Source organism: Pseudomonas sp. LB1P83 (assembly GCF_054897885.1).
Genome location: NZ_CM142709.1, coordinates 1387488 through 1407630, shown reverse-complemented (window position 1 = coordinate 1407630; position 20143 = coordinate 1387488). Strand labels below are relative to the sequence as shown.

The window sequence follows — 20143 nt, the reverse complement described above, 5'->3', positions numbered from 1 at the left end:
TTAGCTGATCTGCAAGACCCGAGCCATGGCCTGGTCATCGTCTTTGGCGGTGTTCATCATCTTGATGTGCAGCTCGAACTGTTTCGACAAGGCCAGCACCGAGGTCATCTCTTCCACGGCGTTGACGTTGCTCGACTCGAGGAACCCGGACACCAGTTTGACGCCCGCATCGGCTTGCGCCGGCTTGCCGTCTTTGGTGTGGATCGAACCATCCAGGCCTTTGGTCATGTTCTTCAGGTCAGGGTTGACCAGTTTGATGCGGTCGACTTCAGCCATCACGCGCGGGCCTTCGCCCATCGCACGGATGCTGATGGTGCCGTCTTCGCCGACTTCGATTTGCTGCTCGGGCGGCACGGCGATCGGTCCGCCATTGCCCATCACCGGCATACCGTTGCCGGCCCGCAGCACGCCCAGGGCGTCCACGTTCAGGCTGCCAGTGCGCACGTAGCTTTCAGCGCCGTCCGGGGTCTGCACGGCGATCCAGCCATTGCCTTGCACCGCGACGTCGAGGTCGCGACCGGTTTGAACCAGCGAACCTGGAGAGAAGTCGGTGGCCGGACGCTCGGTCATGGCAAAAGCACGCGCCGGAAAGCTGTCACCGAACACCGGCATCGAACGGGCCTGTTCCAGGTCCTTCTGAAAACCGTTGGTGGAAATGTTTGCCAGGTTGTTGGCATGAGCCTTCTGCGCCAGTGCATTCTGGCTGGCGCCGGTCATTGCCACATAAAGGTACTTATCCACGCTCTTTCCTCTGCATGCCGGACGTTTGCCGCCCACCGCTGTACTGCTGAGCGATAAGCAATTTGCAGACCAACTTTCTTTTGACGGCGCGAGGCCCGGCAAACAAAGGACTTGAGGTGTTTTGCGAGGACTGGGGAAATGTATCGGAGACGAAAAACCGGCGGTGTCATGCCGTTTGGTGGCAAGTGTCAGCCTCGTGAGCTCAACGCAACCCTTGTAGCAGCTGTCGAGCACCGCGAGGCAGCGTTCGGCGGCGAAGCCGTCGCAAACCCGGCATGCAAGATTTTCCTGTTACACCGCGGGGGATGGTTTTACGACGGCTGCGCCGCCGAACGGGGATAAATCCCCTCGCCACAACGACAGCTGCTACAGGGGCCTATGCGTTGCCGGTGTCTTTTCCGACTTCATACTCACGCAACTTGTTGGCGATGGTCGTATGGGAAACCCCCAAGCGCTTGCCCAACTGCCGACTGCTCGGATGTTCGGAATACAAACGCTCCAGCACCGCTTTCTCAAAGCGCCCGACGATCGCGTCCAGTCCGCCCTCCAGCGAGAAATCGCCAAGCGGCTGACGCACGCCGTAATCCGGTAAGCGAATGTGCTCGGCCTTCACCGTCCCGCCTTCGCACAGGGAAACTGCCTGGAACAACACGTTCTCCAGCTGCCGGACATTGCCCGGCCAGTGGTAATGACTCAGCCGTTCCATCGCCGCCGGCGCGAGTTTCGGCAGCGGGCAACCGATCTGCCGGCTGGCCTGATCGAGGAAGTGTTCTACCAGCGGCGTCAAACCGTCGAGGCATTCACGCAGCGGCGGGATGTGCAGCGACAGCACGTTCAAGCGGTGATACAAATCCTGGCGAAACTCACCGCGCGCGCACAACTCGGACAAGTCTACTTGCGTCGCGCAGATCACCCGCACATCCAGGTAAACCTCTTCATCACTGCCTACGCGGCGGAAGCAACCGTCCTGCAGGAAGCGCAGCAATTTCACCTGCAAGCGCGGGCTCATTTCCCCGACACCATCGAGAAACAGCGTACCGCCCGCCGTCAGTTCCAGCAGCCCGAGCTTGCCTTCGGCCCGCGCCCCTTCGAAAGCGCCGGGGCCATAACCGAACAACTCGGTCTCGGCCATCGATTCCGGCAGACCGGCGCAGTTGAGTGCCATCAACGGTGATTGACCGCGAGGGCTCGCCAGGTGGCAGGCACGCGCCAACAACTCTTTACCGGTGCCGGTTTCGCCTTCTATCAATAGCGGCGCATCCAGCGGCGCCATGCGCCGGGCTTCACGCACCACCGCTGCCATGACCTTTGAGCTCTGGAAAATGCTGTCGAACCCGCGCAGCTCCTGCTTGCGCACGTTATAGATGCGCTCGCCGACCCGATCAGCCCGGTGCAGCGTCAAAACCGCGCCCGCCATGGCTTCGCTGTCGTCATGCTCCGATTGCAGCGGCGCGATGTCAGCGAGAAACACATCGCCCTTGACCTTGACCCGCAAACCATTGATCCGCGACTTGTTGGCGCGCACCAGTTCCGGCAAGTCGAAATCCTCGGCATACCGCGACAACGGAATGCCCGGCACCTCATCGACCCGCACACCCAGCAACTGCGCCGCCGCCCGGTTGGCCGCGACGATGGAGCCGCCCATGTCGATCGACAACACCGGAAACTCCAGGGCGCCGAGCAAGGCATTTAGCTCCATGTGCCGACGCTCGCTGGGCATCAGCCCTACACGCTTGACGCCAAACACCCCGGCAATCGATTCGAATTTCGGACGCAACGCCTGGAACTGAATGTTGATCAGGTTCGGGCAATGCAGATAGATCGCATTGCCATGCTCACCGCCGACCTCGCCGCGAGCGACGTTGATCCCGTACTCGACCAGCAAGTTGAGAATGTCGCGCAGGATGCCGATACGGTTCTGGCAGTGGACTTTGATACGCATATAAAAGGCCTGAAAAACGATAAATGAGGTCAATGCCTGGATGCATTCCTTGTAGGAGTGAGACCGGCTTGCCGGCGATAGCGGTGTGTCAGGCGAAACTTGTACTGACTGGCACACCGCAATCGCGAGCAGGCTCACTCCTACATGGGCGAAACGCTCAATTGAGCGCGACCGGCAGGAGTTTTCTGTCGAGGCACGCAGATAGTCGTCAAGATTATGTGACAGCTGCAATGCTTTTCAAACCCGGAAAACTCAATACCTGCGCAGCAGGAGCCAATTCGTAACGAATACTTTACGAAATACGACGATTTTTCCTACTCATGCCAGCGATCACCTGCTGCAACACCGCACGCCTTGGGTTATTTCTAAGTCCATAGCAGCACATAACAAGAACGAAATCCCTTAGCAGGAGAGCAGCATGAAGCAGACGCAATACGTGGCTCGCGAGCCCGATGCGCAAGGTTTTATCGACTACCCCGCTGAAGAACACGCGGTGTGGAACACGCTGATTACTCGTCAACTGAAAGTGATCGAGGGGCGTGCGTGCCAGGAATACCTGGACGGTATCGAAAAACTCGGTCTGCCCCACGACCGCATTCCGCAACTGGGCGAGATCAACAAAGTCCTCGGTGAAACCACCGGCTGGCAAGTGGCCCGGGTTCCGGCGCTGATCCCCTTCCAGACCTTTTTCGAATTGCTCGCCAACAAACAGTTTCCGGTCGCGACGTTTATTCGTACCCGAGAAGAGCTGGATTACCTGCAAGAGCCGGACATTTTCCACGAGATCTTTGGCCACTGCCCGCTGCTGACCAACCCCTGGTTCGCCGAATTCACCCACACCTACGGCAAACTCGGCCTACAGGCCAACAAGGAAGAACGCGTGTACCTGGCGCGTCTGTACTGGATGACCATCGAGTTTGGCCTGGTCGATACGCCAGATGGTCTGCGCATTTACGGCGGCGGTATTCTCTCCTCGCCGAAAGAAACCGTTTACTGCCTGTCGGACGAACCTGAGCATCAGCCGTTTGATCCGTTGGAATGCATGCGCACGCCGTATCGCATCGACATCCTGCAACCGCTGTACTTTGTCCTGCCGAACCTCAAGCGTCTGTTTGATGTGGCCCATGAAGACATCATGAGCATGGTCAAGCAAGGCATGCAGCTAGGCTTGCACGCGCCTAAATTTCCGCCAAAAAAAGCCGCGTGATCCGCAGCTTTTAGAATCAAGTGAGCCTGTCAGAAACCGACGCTTTGGTTTAGCGTGGGGAGATTGACGGCCGATTTCCAATAATTAGATTTCAGGAACTCATCATGTCCACATTGAACCAAGCCCATTGCGAAGCCTGCCAAGCCGGCGCTCCTCAGGTCAGCGACGAAGAACTGCCGGTACTGATCAAGCAGATCCCGGACTGGAACATCGAAGTGCGCGACAGCATCATGCAGCTGGAAAAAGTTTTCCTGTTCAAGAATTTCAAGCACGCGCTGGCGTTCACCAACGCGGTCGGCGAAATCTCCGAGGCCGAAGGTCACCACCCTGGCTTGCTGACCGAATGGGGCAAAGTCACCGTGACCTGGTGGAGTCACTCCATCAAGGGTCTGCACCGCAACGATTTCATCATGGCCGCACGCACTGACGACGTGGCCAAGGATGCCGAGGGCCGCAAATAATGCATTTCGACGCCATAGGTCGAGTACCCGGCGACCCGATTCTCGGCCTGATGGAGGCCTACGCGCAGGACCCGAACCCGCGCAAATTCGACCTTGGCGTAGGCGTCTATAAAGATGCCCAGGGCCTGACGCCGATTCCCCAGTCCGTGAAGCTCGCCGAGCAGCGCCTGGTGGATCGCCAGACCACCAAGACCTACATCGGCGGTCACGGCGAACCGGCATTCGGCAAGGCGATCAATGAGCTGGTGCTCGGCGCCGATTCCCCGCTGATCGCCGAACAACGGGCCGGCGCAACCCAGACCCCTGGCGGCACCGGCGCGCTGCGCTTGAGCGCCGACTTCATCGCCCAGTGCCTGCCGGGCCGTGGCGTGTGGCTGAGCAACCCGACCTGGCCGATCCACGAAAGCATTTTCGCGGCGGCCGGGGTCAAGGTCAGTCATTACCCGTACGTTGGCAGCGATAACCGCCTCGACGTCGAAGCCATGCTCGCAGTCCTCAAGGATGCACCGAAGGGCGATGTGGTTTTGCTGCACGCCTGCTGCCACAACCCGACCGGTTTCGATCTGTCCCATGACGATTGGCGCCGAGTGCTGGACGTGGTGCGCAACCGCGATCTGGTGCCGCTGATTGACTTCGCTTACCAGGGTTTCGGCGACGGCCTGGAACAGGATGCGTGGTCGACTCGGTTGTTCGCTGCCGAGCTGCCGGAAGTGCTGATCACCAGTTCCTGCTCGAAGAACTTCGGTTTGTACCGGGACCGCACCGGCGCACTGATTGTCTGTGCGAAAACCGCTGAGAAGCTGGTGGATATCCGCAGCCAACTGGCCAACATCGCCCGCAACCTGTGGTCGACGCCACCGGATCACGGCGCTGCCGTGGTGGCGACGATTCTTGGCGATCCGGAGCTGAAAAGCCTCTGGGCCGACGAGGTGGAAGCCATGCGTTTGCGCATTGCCCAACTGCGCAGCGGCTTGGTGGAAGCACTTGAACCCCATGGTTTGCGTGAACGCTTTGCGCATATTGGTGTGCAACGCGGGATGTTTTCCTACACTGGGTTGACGCCGGATCAGGTTAAACAGCTGCGCGATCACCACAGCGTGTACATGGTCGGCACCGGCCGGGCGAACGTGGCCGGGATCGACGCAACACGCCTTGACCTGCTGGCCGAGGCAATTGCCGCAGTCTGCAAGTAACCCTCAGGCACAACACATCCTGTAGGAGTGAGCCTGCTCGCGATAGCGGTATATCAGCCACATTGATGTTGAATGTGGCGTCGCTATCGCGAGCAGGCTCACTCCCACATTGTTTTGTATTGGCCCTTCCAACGAGCCAATCGCTGAAGTCGCGCCCGGCCGTGTCAGACCTTTCTCAAAAAATCCCAAGCCAATAAACACGATCAGTCACGGCTGTTTATCGACACGCCGTGATACGCCCCAAGAGCTACAAAACCTTGCGCCGTTGCCTACGGCTACGCCAGAATCCGCCGGCTTGTGCGCCTGGTGCTTGCTGGGTAATTTGATTGCGTCACTGATTCCAGTGATCGAGTTTAGCGGCTCGGCCAGTCGTCTACGGTTGCACATGTCGAATCCAGTCAGGCACTCGCCTGCACTTGATGGTGGCTGTGCGCATGGCACCTTCGGGTGCACCGGGTTTTAGGTGACTACCGGTCCGCTAACTTGCGCACAGCTGCCACCCTTTGCTTAGCGGCGAGAGGGTCGCAGCCTCACCAGAGGTTAGTCACCCATGTTCAAGGTCACGCCAAACCCGCCTGTCACCGAACCGGCCTCCATCACCGATCCAGCATCCCCCTACGAATGCCCTGGCTCGAAAAAATTCAACGAAGCCGCCGAGCGCGCCCTCGACTACCACCTGGGGCCACCAGCCTCCCAAATCATGGCGGCGCCCTACCGCCCCAACCGCCTCGACATGGCCAACCCGAAGTCCGACAACGAATCCCTACTGGTCGACGCCAGCGAAACCCTCGGCTCCGCCAACGTCATGCTCAACGACTTCGCCGCCTGCTCGAAGGCACCCACCGCAAAACGCTGTTAGGGATCGCCCAGATTGTCATGCTGGGAGAGTTGGCGGTTAATCAGGTGCTGGATAGCCTGGTACCGACTGAGTAATACCTGCTGACCCAAGCAATTTCCATAGTCTGCAAATAACGAAATGTGGGAGCGAGCCGACTCCGGGCGGCGTTCCGACGACTGCGGTTCATCAGCCACATTGATGTCGAATGTGGCGCCGCTATCGCGAGCAGGCTCACTCCTACAATTGTTTTGTGGTGCTGCTACTGACCTGTCTAGACAACGCCATCCGTCGAAACAAATGGATATAAAAGTCTGATTGTCATTTCTCCTGCTGTATCCTGCCCAAGCTTTTTAAAAGCGCGGATCTACCAGATCTATCAACAGACTTTGCGAGGAGCGCGAAACATGCACGAGATCCCTAATCTCCCCTTCCCAAGCCTGCACGAAACTGAGCAGACAACCCCGCAACAAGCCGGTGCCCAACAGCCCGAGCCGAAAGAAGCCACTGAACGCCGCCAGGCCGACAGCGAAGACTGAAACACCTGCAATGCCAGACCGTGTGGAAAGCGCTAACATGCGCTTTCCACACCGCCTGAACCCTTGAGCTGCCCACCATGACCGACGACTTTTCTGAAACTCAAGCCAGCGTGCTGATCGGCACCGCCGAGAAGATGATCGAGATCTGGAATCGCCTGTCCCCCGAGAAACAAGCCGCGTTGCTCGCCCGTTTCGGCAGCGAAGAAAACGCCCTGGCCGCCCTGGTCACGACGCAATTGGTTGCCCCCGCCAAACCTGAATAACCCCGCCCGGCAAATAGTTTTACTTTTCCACGCCCTGCGGCCGCTCGCGCCGCTATCATAAGCAGCCTATCTATCCCGCTTTCCCGTGGACCTTTACCCATGTCTGAAAACCAGCGCCCCCTGGCGGTCACGCTGCAAGTCGTTTCCATCGTTCTCTTTACCTTCATCGGCTACCTGAACATCGGCATTCCTCTCGCCGTATTGCCCGGCTATGTCCACAGCGACCTCGGCTTCGGTGCCGTGATCGCCGGGCTGGTGATCAGCGTGCAATACCTGGCCACCCTGCTCAGCCGGCCATACGCTGGAAAAATCATCGACAACAAGGGCAGCAAACTGGCGGTGATGTACGGCCTCGCCGGCTGCGGTTTGAGCGGCGTGTTCATGCTGATTTCGGCCTGGACCCAGAGCCTGCCCATGCTGAGCCTGATCAGCCTGTTGATCGGCCGCCTGGTGCTTGGCAGCGCGGAAAGTCTGGTGGGCTCCGGCTCGATTGGCTGGGGCATCGGCCGGGTCGGCGCGGCGAACACCGCCAAAGTCATCTCCTGGAACGGCATCGCCAGTTATGGCGCACTGGCGGTCGGTGCACCGCTGGGCGTGCTGCTGGTCAGTCAATTGGGCTTGTGGAGCATGGGCGTGAGCATCGTGCTGCTGGCCGTCCTCGGCCTGGCGCTGGCGTGGCCGAAAACTGCCGCGCCGATTGTGGTCGGTGAACGGCTGCCGTTCATGCACGTGCTGGGACGGGTGCTGCCCCATGGATGCGGCCTGGCCTTGGGCTCGATCGGATTCGGCACCATCGCCACCTTCATTACGTTGTATTACGCCACGCAACACTGGGACAACGCGGTGCTATGCCTGAGCCTGTTCGGCGCCAGCTTCATCGGCGCGCGGCTGCTGTTTGGCAACCTGATCAACCGCCTCGGCGGCTTTCGCGTGGCGATTGCCTGCCTGTCGGTGGAAACCCTGGGGTTGTTGCTGCTGTGGCTGGCACCGGATGCTCATTGGGCATTGGCCGGCGCGGCATTGAGCGGTTTCGGCTTCTCGCTGGTGTTCCCGGCGCTGGGCGTGGAAGCGGTCAACCTGGTGCCCGCCTCCAGCCGTGGCGCGGCAGTCGGGGCCTATTCGCTGTTCATCGATTTGTCGTTGGGGATTACCGGGCCTGTGGCCGGTGCGATTGCCGCCGGGTTTGGTTTTGCCTCAATCTTTCTGTTTGCCGCGATTGCAGCGTTGAGTGGTTTGGCGCTAAGCGTTTATTTATACCGACAAGCGCCCAACCACCTTAATGAAAAGTACCGCGAAGAAAGAGACGCCCGCTAGAAATCGATCTTGCCGCGCCCAGCCTTGATGCTGCCACGCTTGGTCTTGGACTCCAGCCGACGCTTCTTCGAGCCGAGGGTCGGTTTGGTCGGACGGCGTTTCTTCTCGACCTTGGTGGCGCTGAGAATCAACTCGGTCAGCCGCTCCAGCGCATCAGCGCGATTGGCTTCCTGCGTGCGGTATTGCTGGGCCTTGATGATCAACACCCCTTCGCTGGTGATGCGACTGTCCCGCAGCGCCAGCAGCCGCTCCTTGTAGAACTCGGGCAAGGACGAGGCCGGAATGTCGAAGCGCAAGTGCACGGCGCTGGAGACCTTATTGACGTTCTGCCCACCGGCGCCTTGCGCGCGAATGGCCGTCAACTCGATCTCGGCATCCGGCAGATGCACATTGTTGGAAATCACCAGCATGGAAAAACGTCCGGGTTCAGGGACCGCTAGAATACCGCGATTGAACTGACGGAATACGACTCCTGTAGGAGCGAGGCTTGCCCGCGAAGCAGACACCGCGGTTCATCAGGTACACCGTGTTATCGTTCTTCGCGGGCAAGCCTCGCTCCTACAGGTTTTGCAGCGCACACAAAAAACCCGGCACATTGGCCGGGTTTGTTGTTTCTGCGTGCTGCGCTTACTTCGCGTTTGCCGCGTGCAACGCATGCTGCGCGCTGCGCTTGTTCTTGATGCCGTAGCAAATCCACATGAACGCGACCCACACCGGAATCGCGTACACCGAGATCTGGATGCCCGGGATCAGCAGCATCACGCCAAGGATGAACACCACGAACGCCAGGCAAACATAGTTCCCGTACGGGTACCACAGGGCCTTGAACAGCGGCGTCTGTTTGGTCTTGTTCATGTGCTGGCGGAACTTGAAGTGCGAGAAGCTGATCATCGCCCAGTTGATCACCAGGGTGGCAACCACCAGCGACATCAACAGTTCCAGCGCGTTCTGCGGGATCAGGTAGTTCAGCAGCACCGCGATCAACGTCACCGCCGCCGAGGCGAGGATCGAGCGCACCGGCACGCCGCGCTTGTCGATCTTCGACAAGGCTTTCGGCGCATCGCCCTGCTCGGCCATGCCCAGCAGCATGCGGCTGTTGCAGTAAGTACCGCTGTTGTACACCGACAATGCCGCGGTCAGGACCACGAAGTTGAGGATGTGCGCGGCGGTGTTGCTGCCAAGCATCGAGAACACTTGCACGAACGGGCTGCCGCTGTAGGAATCACCCGACGCGTTCAGGGTCGCCAACAGGCTGTCCCACGGCGTCAGCGACAGCAGAATGACCAGTGCGCCGATGTAGAAAATCAGGATCCGGTAGATCACCTGGTTGATGGCTTTCGGGATCACGGTTTTCGGCTTGTCGGCTTCTGCTGCGGTGAAACCGAGCATTTCCAGGCCGCCGAAGGAGAACATGATGATCGCCATGGCCATCACCAGACCACTGACACCATTCGGGAAGAAGCCGCCGTGAGCCCACAGGTTGGTCACCGAGGCTTGCGGGCCGCCGTGGCCGCTGACCAGCAGGTAGCTGCCGAGCGCGATCATGCCGACGATTGCCACGACCTTGATGATCGCGAACCAGAACTCGGCCTCGCCAAAGACTTTGACGTTGGCGAGGTTGATCAGGTTGATCAGGACGAAGAACCCGGCGGCCGAGACCCAGGTCGGAATGTCCGGCGCCCAGTAGTGGATGTATTTGCCGACCGCAGTCAGCTCCGACATGCCCACCAGAATGTACAGAATCCAGCAGTTCCAGCCCGACAGGAAGCCGGCGAAACCGCCCCAGTATTTGTGGGCGAAGTGGCTGAAGGAACCGGCAACGGGCTCTTCGACAATCATTTCGCCGAGCTGGCGCATGATCATGAACGCAATGAAGCCGCAGATGGCGTAGCCGAGGATCATCGACGGGCCGGCGGATTTCAGTACGCCGGCCGAGCCCAGGAACAGCCCGGTACCAATCGCGCCACCGAGGGCGATCAGTTGAATATGGCGATTTTTCAGGCCGCGTTTCAGCTCGCCTGAATGCGGGTTTTGTCCACTCATGAAAAGGGTCTCACGCAAGGTTTGATGATGTTCGTTAGACGTTGCTGCTCGGTTGCGATTTCAAGCAGCGCCGATCAAACCCCAGAGTAGGCAAAAGGAGTTCAGCGTTTTTACAACGGTCATGCGTCACCTGTTTGTTTTTATCTGTGACGAAATCGAACCCGACACGCTTGTGGCGCGGCGGAGTGAACAAGGCGGATAGCCTTGAGGTTTGCGCAGATGCGCAGGAGGTCACAGTTAAAACGCGGCGCATTGTACACCTGTAACCCCCTGCTGCCAGACACCGCTGGATCAGCGTGTCGTTTGCCGGGATTGCCTGTGTCCGCCCCGAGGGTCTCGGGCGGCTGCAAAAACTGGGTCAGACCTTTGCGGGTCGTCGATAAGGGCGACGGAAAAATCGCCCCTTGGGGAGAGGTGGATATGAGTCACGGCGTACATTGCGCCTCCTTCTTGTTATGCACCTGCACGACAGGCATGCAGCGCATCTCACCCTTCCAGCGCCGCTGAAACAAGCGGGCCAGAGCCTTGCAGGATCGCAGACCTGCGTACTTGCGGCAGGTTTTCCTTACACCCCTTCCGCAAGCGTCAATCCAAGGGCTTTCAGGCGCGATTTCGTCAGCTTTTCTTTACAAGCTGTAACGCATATTTTCCAAATCAGATCAATCCGTAGGACGACTGCAAATTGACGGTAGGAAGCTTCCTAAGGAAAAGGTCGAGTTAGTTTTCTGTTTTATATCGATAAATTTCTCACCAAAAAACAGAATAAAAAGTTCAAATAAATCTAATTTGATTATTTTTTTGCAATTTAAAAACCTCTGAACTAGGTTTTCAGCGACTTGCCGAGACGCATCGACCGGCAAGTTGGCTCGTTATTCAATGACTGAAAAACGCGCCGCTGCACTTACCGAAAAAGTCTCTAGGAGATTCACAATGCAAGCACTTGAAAAAGACTTGGAAACTGAACTGCAACTGGACGATTGGTTTGAAGCACCGACCCATGAAGCCGCCGTTGAAATGATGCAAGCCGATGCGGTCGTTCCGTTCGGCACGGCGATGTGGCCTTTGTAAGACACTCCGGCAGGCATGATCCGGCCGGTTGTGCCTGCCACTTTTCTCGGTTTGTCAGGGAGGACTACATGGATAAGCAACGCGCCATTTCGCATTTCCTTTACTATCTCGAACACCACCCTGCCCTTGTCGGCATCAACCCGGCGAAGGTTTTGCTCGGCCATACCGCTGATTACGAGGCACTGACCGGCGCCATCTCAGAACAGGCCGGTGACAGCCAGCCCTTCCGTTTCAGCGCCATGCGCCTGGACCTCGAACCTACAGAAAGGCTGGCCCAGGCGATTGCCGACAGCGATCTGTACATTTTCTTCTACGACTCTTCCACCCTGCCCAATCCTCGCCCCGACGGCCCGGAATTTGTCCGTGCGCTGCAAGGCGTAATGGCCGAGAACTGGAAGAAGTCGCTGCTGTTCAAGGATTACGGCGATTACTTCTACGACACCTTCAGTGTCACCCCGCAACGTATAGCGGGACTGAACAGCCACTTGATCCAGCGCATGTCCCACGCGACAACGTTAAGTTTCAAAGATGATCACGGTTCGTGGTTCGAAACGCCGATGCATAGCATCAAGAAGTGGACCGATATCAACGGTGTCGGCAACTTTGACCTGGCACCCGGTGAAATTGCGACACACAGCGAAGCGATTAACGGCCAGGTGAAATTCATGGGGACTTTCCTCAGCACCATTCCGTTTGCCCGCAAGTACGGGGTGCTGGATTCGCCGCTGGAGTTGTGGATCGAGAACTCGACCATCCGCAAAATCGCCACCGATGTGCCGGGGCTGGAACATGACTTCAACAAGTACCTTGAGGCCAATCCGTCGAACCGGCGCATTGAGGAACTGGGGATTGGCACCAACGAAGGCGTGAAGGCGCTGTATGCGCGCAATGCCGGGTTTGAGGAGCGTCATTGCGGGTTGCATCTCGGGTTGGGAGGTGGGGCCAAGGGCAGCCATCATCTGGACCTGATCTTCTCCAGCGGCGTGTTGGCGCTGGATGATGAGCCGGTGTTTGATGGGCGGTTTGTGTTTTAAGCGAGATTAATAGTGTTCGGGCCGACGCCTTCGCGGGCAAGCCTCGCTCCTACAAGGTCGACGCGATCCCTGTAGGAGCGAGGCTTGCCCGCGAAGAGGCCGGCAAAAACACCGCCATCACTAAAGCCAGACGAAAAAAAACGCCAACCCGAAGGTTGGCGTTTTTTATGGGGCGCTTACCGCTTACTCAGGCTTGCGACGACCAAAGCCCGGACGCTGGCCCGAACCGGCTGGCGCACCACGGCGTTTGCCCGATGGAGCATCCTTGTCGACCAGGACGATGCCTGGACGCTTCTTCGCCGGAGCCTTGGCCGGGCGCTTGGTGTCGGAAGGACGATCTGCCACTGGCGTACCGCGACTCGAATCACCACGAGACTCACCACGACCAGCTGGAGCGCCGCGATCGCTACGACCACCGGACGGAGCACCACGGCCTTCGCCGCGCTCGGTGCGACCGTTGGCCGGACGCGGCGTGCGTGGACCGCGCTCGCCATCAGCGCGTGGCGCCGCTGGTTTGCGGGCTGGACGCTCGCCTTCGATATGCGGTTCACGAGTATCACGTGGAGTAGCAGCGGTCTGGTTGCCGATGGCTGGACGCAACGAACGCACGCGCTCGGTCTTGCCCATTGGACGCGACGATTTACGCTGCATCCGGTCGAGCTTGTCTTTGCTCTTGGCGTTCATCTGCGGCATGGCCACAGGCGTCAGGCCGACTTCAGCACTTAGAATGTCGACTTCGTACTGGCTCATTTCGCGCCAGCGGCCCATCGGCAAGTCGGAGTTGAGGAACACCGGACCGAAACGCACGCGCTTCAGACGGCTGACCACCAGGCCCTGGGATTCCCACAGACGACGAACTTCGCGGTTGCGACCCTCCATCACCACGCAGTGGTACCAGTGGTTGAAACCTTCGCCACCCGGTGCTTGCTTGATGTCGGTGAACTTGGCCGGGCCGTCTTCGAGGACGACGCCAGCTTTCAGACGCTCGATCATCTCGTCATCGACTTCGCCACGCACACGTACCGCGTATTCACGGTCCATTTCGAAGGAAGGGTGCATCAGGCGGTTGGCCAGCTCACCGTCGGTGGTGAACATCAGCAGGCCGGTGGTGTTGATGTCCAGACGACCGATGTTGATCCAGCGACCTTCTTTCGGGCGCGGCATCTTGTCGAAAACGGTCGGACGGCCTTCCGGATCAAGGCGGGTGCAGATTTCGCCGTCCGGCTTGTTGTACATGATCACGCGGCGTACCGACTCGGCGGCTTCTTCGCGCTTGATCACCTTGCCATCAATGGTGATGGCGTCATGCATGTCGACGCGCTGCCCGAGGGTGGCGTCTTTGCCATTGACCTTGATGCGGCCGTGGCTGATCCAGGCTTCCACGTCACGGCGCGAGCCGACGCCGATACGGGCGAGGACTTTCTGCAGTTTTTCGCCTGCTGGGCCGATTTCCTGGTCGTCTTTCTGGTCGTTGATACTCATCTGGGCACCTCCCGGTGTGGTCTGTTCAGGCGGCCCTTGATTGAGCGTCCTGAAGCGATGTAAATCTGGTACTTTTTTGAAGAGCTTGGGCGAGGGGATCGCCGAAGGGTCGCGAATCATACGCTCATGGGAGCGTTTGCGCATCAGAGACTAGCTGATGATTGCCTGCTTATTTGCTTTTACGCCGAACGGCGCCGCCCAGCTTGATCAATCGTAGCGAGGCTTCAGCCAGGACGGTGCGCTTGTCGGCCTTGTCGAGTTTCTTCCAGGACTTGATCTCGCGCTTGCTGCGGCCGCAGCCGAGGCAGATATCGTCGGTGAATTTGCAGAGGCTGATGCAGGGGTCTTTGGTTGAGCTCATCAAATACTCCAGAGCCTGCTCGCGATAAGGGAGTGTCAGTCGACATCATTGTTGCCTGACCCACCGCTATCGCGAGCAGGCTCACTCCTACAGGGGGAATCGGCGCTCGCAAGGTCCGGGTCAGTCGTCGAATTCGCGGCGTTCGGCTTCGATGGCTTCGGCCAAGGCCCGAGCTTCGGCTTCTTCGTCGCTCAATTCGGGCTCGGGTTTTGGCTGCTCTAGAGCGGCGACAGCGGCCAGGAGTTTCTCTCGCGCTTCGGCGACGCCAAGCACGTCATCCTCCAGCTCTTCTTCCGGTTCTTCTTCGACTGGGGCTTCTGGCTCGACCTGAAGTTCAACTTCGATTTCCGGCTCAGGCTGATCCAGCACCTCTTCAGATTCCGTCACCGCGCTATCGCGCAGGATGTCATCAAAGTCGGTCTTGATCCCCTCCTCCATGGTGTCCAGTTCCAGCAACAGCGTATGGAAACTGGTTTCCTCTTTGGGCTCCTCCGGCTCGGCGCTGGCATCCGCCAGTTCTTGCAGACCGGCAGGCACCGGTGCGTCGTCGAAGTCGAGTACCGGATCAGGCTCCAGCTCGCGCAGGTCGGCAAGCGGCGGTAAATCGTCGAGGTTCTTCAGGTTGAAGTGATCGAGAAACGCTTTGGTGGTGGCGAACATCGCCGGTTTGCCGGGCACGTCGCGGTACCCGACGATGCGGATCCACTCGCGCTCCAGCAAGGTCTTGACGATGTGACTGTTGACCGCCACGCCCCGCACGTCTTCGATCTCGCCCCGGGTGATCGGCTGGCGATAGGCGATCAGGGCTATGGTTTCAAGCATCGCACGCGAGTAACGCTGCGGGCGTTCTTCCCACAAACGGCCGACCCACGGCGAGAACTTTTCGCGGATCTGCAAGCGATACCCTGAAGCCACTTCCGTCAGCTCAAAGGCACGACCGTCACAGGATTTGGCCAGAATCGTCAGCGCTTTCTTGAAGACAGGCGGTTCCGGCCGCTCGCCCTCTTCAAAGAGTTCGAACAGGCGTTCAAGCGATTGCGGTTTTCCCGAGGCCAACAGAAAGGCTTCAAGCAGTGGCGCCAGCTCGCGGGGTTCAGTCAGGTTCATGATTCAACTCGTTATTCGGCTCGGGCTCGCACGTGGATCGCCGCGAACGGCTCATTCTGCACCAGCTCGACCAAAGATTCCTTGACCAGTTCGAGGATCGCCATAAAGGTCACCACCACCCCCAGACGCCCTTCCTCAGCGGTGAACAGCTCGACAAAGGGCACGAAACCGCCGCCCTTGAGCCGTTCCAGCACATCACTCATGCGTTCGCGCGTGGACAGTGCCTCGCGGCTGACCTGGTGGCTTTCAAACATGTCGCCACGGCGCAGGACCTCGGCCATGGACAGTAATATTTCTGAAAGTCGCACGTCCGGCAACAGCTTGCGCGCCCTGGCTTCCGGGGCGTCGAGCTTGGGTACCACCACGTCGCGGCCGACCCGGCTCAGGCCATCGATACCTTCGGCGGCAGCCTTGAAGCGTTCGTATTCCTGCAAGCGGCGGATCAGTTCGGCGCGTGGGTCGTCTTCTTCGTCTTCGATGGTTTCGGCACGCGGCAACAGCATCCGCGACTTGATCTCGGCCAGCATCGCGGCCATCACCAGGTACTCGGCGGCGAGTTCCAGGCGCACCGACTGCATCAACTCGACATAGCCCATGTACTGGCGGGTGATTTCCGCCACCGGGATGTCGAGGATGTTGATGTTCTGTTTACGAATCAGGTACAGCAGCAGGTCGAGGGGGCCTTCAAAGGCTTCGAGAAACACCTCAAGTGCATCCGGCGGGATGTACAGGTCCAGCGGCATTTCCATGACCGCCTGGCCATAGACCATGGCGAAGGGCAGCTCTTGCTGGGCGCCAGCCTGACTGTCGACAACGGGTTCTACTGCAGACATCTACGCCTCGGCCATGAACGGCGTAGGGTCGCCGCAACCGACACGGATCACTTCCGGTTCACCATCGGCGAGGTTGATCACAGTGGACGCCTTGATCCCGCCGAAACCGCCATCGATGATCAGGTCGACCTGATGCTCAAGCAATTGGCGCATTTCGTAAGGATCGCTCATCGGGTCGGTTTCGCCGGGCATGATCAGGGTCACGCTCATCAGCGGCTCGCCGAGCTCTTCCAGCAGCGCCAGGGCAATCGGATGGCTCGGCACCCGCAGGCCGATAGTGCGTTTTTTCGGGTGCAACAACAGCCGCGGGACTTCGCGGGTGGCGTTGAGAATGAAGGTGTAAGGCCCCGGCAGGTGCGCTTTGAGCAGGCGGAAGGTGCCGGTGTCGATCTTGGCGAACAGCCCCAGTTGCGACAGGTCGCTGCAAATCAGCGCGAAGTTGTGTTTGTCATCCAGCCCGCGCAAGCGGCGCACGCGATCCACGGCAGTCTTGTCACCGATCTGGCAACCAATGGCGTAGGACGAGTCTGTGGGATAAATCACTACCCCGCCGTTGCGGATGATCTCGACAGCCTGTTTGATCAGGCGCACTTGCGGATTTTCCGGATGAATCTGGAAAAATTGACTCACATTCTCTACCTGTTCAGACGGCGGCAATAATTGGGTCATGTTTGAATCGACACCACAGTGGTGGCAGATCCTCCGGAAGCGGGCGGTATTCCCCGATCTCGGACCAGCCTCCAGGGCCATGAAAATCACTGCCGGCGCTGACCAGCAGACCGAATTCGCGGGCAAGAATCGCCAGGCTGCCCACTTGTTCGGCGGGCTGATGGCCATTGACCACTTCAATTGCGTGGCCCCCGGCTTGAATATAGTCAGAAATCAGGCGGCGACGCTTGCTGCGAGTGAAATCGTAGTGCCACGGATGCGCCAGGCTGACCCAGGCTTTCGCGGCTCGAAGGGTTTCGACCGTGTCTTCCAGGGTCGGCCAGTGCTGCTTAACGTCGCCCAGCTTGCCGGCGCCCAGCCATTTACGGAACGCTTCGGCGCGATCCTTTACGAAACCTTCACGCACCATCCAGTCGGCGAAGTGCGGACGGGCCGGCGCATTACCACTGTCGCCCAGTTCCTGCTGAATGGCCCGGGCACCTTCCAGCGCTCCGGGCATGCCTTTCAACGCCAGCTTGCGGCTTATTTCTTCGGACCGTAACCAGCGGCCATCGTGCAATTTGGCGATTGCCTCGACCAACGGTGCGGCATTGACATCAAATCCGTAGCCAAGCACATGAATGGTTGCGCCGCCCCAGGTGCAAGACAATTCGACGCCATTGACCAGTTGCATCCCCAGCGCAGTCGCCGCATTGCGGGCCTCATCGAGGCCCTCGAGGGTGTCGTGATCGGTCAAGGCCAGGACTCGCACGCCTTTCTCGAACGCACGCGCCACCAGGACAGCAGGCGCGAGAGCGCCATCGGAGGCGGTGCTATGGCAGTGCAAATCGACATTCACGGGGATGTGTTACCTCAAATCAGCTGGCGCTATCGCGCGCCCATATGTTTGTTATTATGCCGCCACATCCTGCTTCTGGCTGCCACTGTGAAACAATTCATCGATTTCATCCCGCTCCTGCTGTTTTTCATCGTTTTCAAAATCGATCCACGGGTCGTCGACATCGGCGGTCATCAACTGACTGTAGGCGGTATTTACAGCGCCACCGCGATGCTGATCATCAGCTCGCTGGTGGTTTACGGCGCGCTGTTCATCAAACAGCGCAAGCTGGAGAAGAGCCAGTGGCTGACCCTCATCGCCTGCCTGGTCTTCGGTAGCCTGACCCTGGCGTTCCACAGCGAAACCTTCCTGAAGTGGAAAGCTCCGGTGGTCAACTGGCTGTTTGCCCTGGCCTTCATTGGCAGCCACTTCATCGGTGACCAGCTATTGATCAAGCGCATCATGGGCCACGCGCTGACCCTGCCGGACCTGGTCTGGACTCGCCTGAACATCGCCTGGATCGGCTTTTTCCTGTTTTGCGGTGCCGCCAACCTGTTCGTCGCGTTCACGTTCCAGAGCTACTGGGTCGACTTCAAAGTCTTCGGCAGCCTGGGCATGACGTTGCTGTTCCTGGTCGCCCAGGGCATTTACCTGTCCCGCCACCTGCACGACGCCGATACCACCACGCCAAAAACCGAGGACTGACATGCTTTACGCAATCATTGCCACAGACGTCGCCAACTCCCTGGAAGCCCGCCTGGCCGCTCGGCCTGCCCACCTCGAGCGCCTGCAAGTGCTCAAGGGCGAAGGTCGTATCGTATTGGCCGGCCCGCACCCGGCGGTCGACAGCAATGATCCGGGCGCTGCGGGTTTCACCGGCAGCCTGATCGTCGCCGAGTTCGATTCCCTGAGCGCCGCCCAGGCGTGGGCCGATGCGGATCCGTACATCACCGCCGGCGTCTACGCCAACGTTTCGGTGAAGCCGTTCAAGCAAGTCCTGCCGTAAACTCCCTTGCGCGGTGAACCTTGTCGGCTCATCGCGCTCTCAACGCTCATTATTCTCGTTCAGCGGCCGACAACCTGCCCAATACTCGTATTGGAATCAGGAGTGGCGATGCGCAAAGGTCCGTTGTGTCTGATGTTGGTGACGTTGTCGATGGTGGCCCCCGCCCACGGTGAAGAAAGCGCCGAGGGCGGCAGTTCGACGCCGCTGTCGCTGAGCGCCGGCAGCCAGATCACCGAGTTGCAGCAGCGCTTGAAGGCAAGTGAGCAGCAACGAGAAGAACTGAGCAAACAACTGCAAAATACCGACAGCGAACGCGAAAGCGCTCAGCTGAGCCGGTTGCGCCAAGAGAATCAGCGCCTCAAGCTGCAACTCAAGGAAGCTCAGGCCAGCAATCCGCTGCCACGACTGCTGACTGATCAGCAGCAATGGTTCGTAATCGGTGGCGGAGTTGCGCTATTGGCCCTGCTCTGCGGTATCTTCGCCAGTGGTGCCACCAGAAAACGTCGGCAATGGCTAAATTGAGTGAGTGATGAGCGAGCTGCTATTAATTGATGATGACCAGGAGCTGTGCGAGCTCCTGAGCAGTTGGCTGAGCCAGGAAGGCTTTCAGGTCCGTGCCTGTCACGACGGCCAGAGTGCTCGCCGTGCGCTGGCCGAAACCTCCCCGGCCGCCGTGGTGCTGGACGTGATGCTGCCGGACGGCAGCGGTCTGGAACTGCTCAAGCAATTGCGCAGCGACCACCCTGACCTACCGGTGCTGATGCTTTCTGCGCGTGGCGAGCCGCTGGACCGCATCCTCGGCCTGGAACTCGGCGCCGACGACTACCTGGCCAAGCCGTGCGACCCACGGGAATTGACAGCCCGTCTGCGCGCCGTACTGCGCCGCAGTCATCCGGCGGCAGTGTCCAGCCAGCTCGAACTGGGCGACCTGTGTTTCAGCCCTGTGCGCGGCGTGGTCAGCATCGACGAACAGGAATTCACCCTCACCGTCTCCGAAAGCCGCCTGCTTGAAGCCCTGCTCAAGCAACCCGGCGAGCCGCTGGACAAACAGGAACTGGCGCAACTCGCCCTCGGCCGCAAGCTGACCCTGTACGACCGCAGCCTGGACATGCACGTCAGCAACCTGCGCAAAAAGATCGGCCCGCACCCCGACGGTCGCCCTCGCATCGTTGCCTTGCGTAGCCGTGGTTACTACTACAGCCTCTGAAACTGAACACGATCCGTTTTG

22 protein-coding genes and 1 pseudogene are annotated in these 20143 nt (G+C 59.3%); 13 read left to right on the top strand and 10 right to left on the bottom strand.

Annotation, left to right across the window (positions count from 1 at the left end; translation table 11 throughout):
* Both ACYZTY_RS06390 and ACYZTY_RS06385 read right to left on the bottom strand, forming a co-directional pair.
* On the bottom strand, positions 1–741 hold the full coding sequence (locus ACYZTY_RS06390) for a flagellar basal body rod protein FlgF (RefSeq protein WP_461957767.1): 741 nt from the start codon (positions 739–741) through the stop codon (positions 1–3).
* Between the two features lie 376 nt (positions 742–1117).
* Entirely contained in the window at positions 1118–2683 is a 1566-nt protein-coding gene (locus tag ACYZTY_RS06385; RefSeq protein ID WP_461957766.1) for a sigma-54-dependent transcriptional regulator, read from the bottom strand.
* Positions 2684–3101: 418 nt separating this feature from the next.
* Here ACYZTY_RS06385 and phhA point away from each other — a divergent pair, with 418 nt between their 5' ends.
* The 7 genes and pseudogenes from phhA to ACYZTY_RS06350 all read left to right on the top strand — a co-directional run bounded on the left by phhA (position 3102) and on the right by ACYZTY_RS06350 (position 8495).
* Entirely contained in the window at positions 3102–3890 is a 789-nt protein-coding gene (phhA, locus tag ACYZTY_RS06380; RefSeq protein WP_461957765.1) for a phenylalanine 4-monooxygenase, read from the top strand.
* Positions 3891–3994: 104 nt separating this feature from the next.
* Positions 3995–4351, top strand: coding sequence for a 4a-hydroxytetrahydrobiopterin dehydratase (locus ACYZTY_RS06375; protein WP_131061639.1), 357 nt, complete (start codon positions 3995–3997; stop codon positions 4349–4351).
* Positions 4351–5544, top strand: a complete 1194-nt coding sequence (locus ACYZTY_RS06370) for an amino acid aminotransferase (protein ID WP_461957764.1) — start codon at positions 4351–4353, stop codon at positions 5542–5544. The genes ACYZTY_RS06375 and ACYZTY_RS06370 overlap by 1 nt, the downstream gene beginning before the upstream one ends.
* 550 nt (positions 5545–6094) lie before the next feature.
* Positions 6095–6477 (top strand): annotated as a pseudogene (locus ACYZTY_RS06365) (DUF6124 family protein).
* A 309-nt stretch (positions 6478–6786) separates the two neighbouring features.
* A complete protein-coding gene (locus tag ACYZTY_RS06360; RefSeq protein WP_017337149.1) occupies positions 6787–6918 on the top strand; it encodes a hypothetical protein in 132 nt (43 codons plus the stop codon).
* Positions 6919–6995: 77 nt separating this feature from the next.
* Positions 6996–7181, top strand: coding sequence for a hypothetical protein (locus ACYZTY_RS06355; RefSeq protein WP_461957763.1), 186 nt, complete (start codon positions 6996–6998; stop codon positions 7179–7181).
* A gap of 99 nt (positions 7182–7280) precedes the next feature.
* Positions 7281–8495, top strand: coding sequence for an MFS transporter (locus ACYZTY_RS06350; protein ID WP_461957762.1), 1215 nt, complete (start codon positions 7281–7283; stop codon positions 8493–8495).
* Here the strand turns inward: ACYZTY_RS06350 and arfB are convergent.
* Both arfB and ACYZTY_RS06340 read right to left on the bottom strand, forming a co-directional pair.
* On the bottom strand, positions 8492–8905 hold the full coding sequence (arfB, locus tag ACYZTY_RS06345) for an alternative ribosome rescue aminoacyl-tRNA hydrolase ArfB (protein ID WP_123364512.1): 414 nt from the start codon (positions 8903–8905) through the stop codon (positions 8492–8494). The two genes, ACYZTY_RS06350 and arfB, sit on opposite strands and share 4 nt — an antisense overlap.
* Before the next feature lie 217 nt (positions 8906–9122).
* Positions 9123–10538 carry an amino acid permease gene (locus ACYZTY_RS06340; protein WP_461957761.1) on the bottom strand — a complete coding sequence of 472 codons (1416 nt, stop codon included), beginning with the start codon at positions 10536–10538 and terminating at the stop codon, positions 9123–9125.
* A gap of 930 nt (positions 10539–11468) precedes the next feature.
* Here ACYZTY_RS06340 and ACYZTY_RS06335 point away from each other — a divergent pair.
* The gene (locus tag ACYZTY_RS06335; RefSeq protein ID WP_010461921.1) at positions 11469–11606 is read left to right on the top strand and encodes a hypothetical protein; all 138 of its coding nucleotides are present in this window, start codon (positions 11469–11471) and stop codon (positions 11604–11606) included.
* 68 nt (positions 11607–11674) lie between these two features.
* Entirely contained in the window at positions 11675–12640 is a 966-nt protein-coding gene (locus ACYZTY_RS06330; RefSeq protein WP_461957760.1) for a leucyl aminopeptidase, read from the top strand.
* 183 nt (positions 12641–12823) lie between these two features.
* Here ACYZTY_RS06330 and rluB read toward each other — a convergent pair whose 3' ends face one another.
* From rluB to ACYZTY_RS06300, 6 genes are all read right to left on the bottom strand, one after another.
* A complete protein-coding gene (gene rluB / locus ACYZTY_RS06325) occupies positions 12824–14122 on the bottom strand; it encodes a 23S rRNA pseudouridine(2605) synthase RluB (protein ID WP_461957759.1) in 1299 nt (432 codons plus the stop codon).
* 169 nt (positions 14123–14291) lie between these two features.
* Positions 14292–14483 (bottom strand): DUF1289 domain-containing protein, encoded by a 192-nt coding sequence (locus ACYZTY_RS06320; protein ID WP_461957758.1) that lies wholly within the window; start codon positions 14481–14483, stop codon positions 14292–14294.
* A gap of 120 nt (positions 14484–14603) precedes the next feature.
* Complete coding sequence (scpB, locus tag ACYZTY_RS06315) at positions 14604–15590, bottom strand: SMC-Scp complex subunit ScpB (RefSeq protein WP_461957757.1); 987 nt, start codon at positions 15588–15590, stop codon at positions 14604–14606.
* An 11-nt stretch (positions 15591–15601) separates the two neighbouring features.
* Positions 15602–16423 (bottom strand): segregation and condensation protein A, encoded by an 822-nt coding sequence (locus ACYZTY_RS06310; protein WP_461957756.1) that lies wholly within the window; start codon positions 16421–16423, stop codon positions 15602–15604.
* Positions 16424–17053 (bottom strand): L-threonylcarbamoyladenylate synthase, encoded by a 630-nt coding sequence (locus ACYZTY_RS06305; RefSeq protein ID WP_461957755.1) that lies wholly within the window; start codon positions 17051–17053, stop codon positions 16424–16426. It abuts the gene before it with no gap.
* A 13-nt stretch (positions 17054–17066) separates the two neighbouring features.
* Positions 17067–17930 carry a PHP domain-containing protein gene (locus ACYZTY_RS06300; protein ID WP_461957754.1) on the bottom strand — a complete coding sequence of 288 codons (864 nt, stop codon included), beginning with the start codon at positions 17928–17930 and terminating at the stop codon, positions 17067–17069.
* A gap of 87 nt (positions 17931–18017) precedes the next feature.
* Between ACYZTY_RS06300 and ACYZTY_RS06295 the strand changes: the two genes are divergently transcribed.
* From ACYZTY_RS06295 to ACYZTY_RS06280, 4 genes are all read left to right on the top strand, one after another.
* On the top strand, positions 18018–18614 hold the full coding sequence (locus ACYZTY_RS06295) for a septation protein A (protein WP_219095129.1): 597 nt from the start codon (positions 18018–18020) through the stop codon (positions 18612–18614).
* 1 nt (position 18615) lies between these two features.
* Positions 18616–18915 (top strand): YciI family protein, encoded by a 300-nt coding sequence (locus ACYZTY_RS06290; protein ID WP_149418689.1) that lies wholly within the window; start codon positions 18616–18618, stop codon positions 18913–18915.
* 108 nt (positions 18916–19023) lie between these two features.
* Entirely contained in the window at positions 19024–19437 is a 414-nt protein-coding gene (locus ACYZTY_RS06285) for a translation initiation factor 2 (protein WP_461957753.1), read from the top strand.
* A gap of 7 nt (positions 19438–19444) precedes the next feature.
* Positions 19445–20122 (top strand): response regulator transcription factor, encoded by a 678-nt coding sequence (locus tag ACYZTY_RS06280; protein ID WP_461957752.1) that lies wholly within the window; start codon positions 19445–19447, stop codon positions 20120–20122.
* Positions 20123–20143 lie beyond the last annotated feature (21 nt).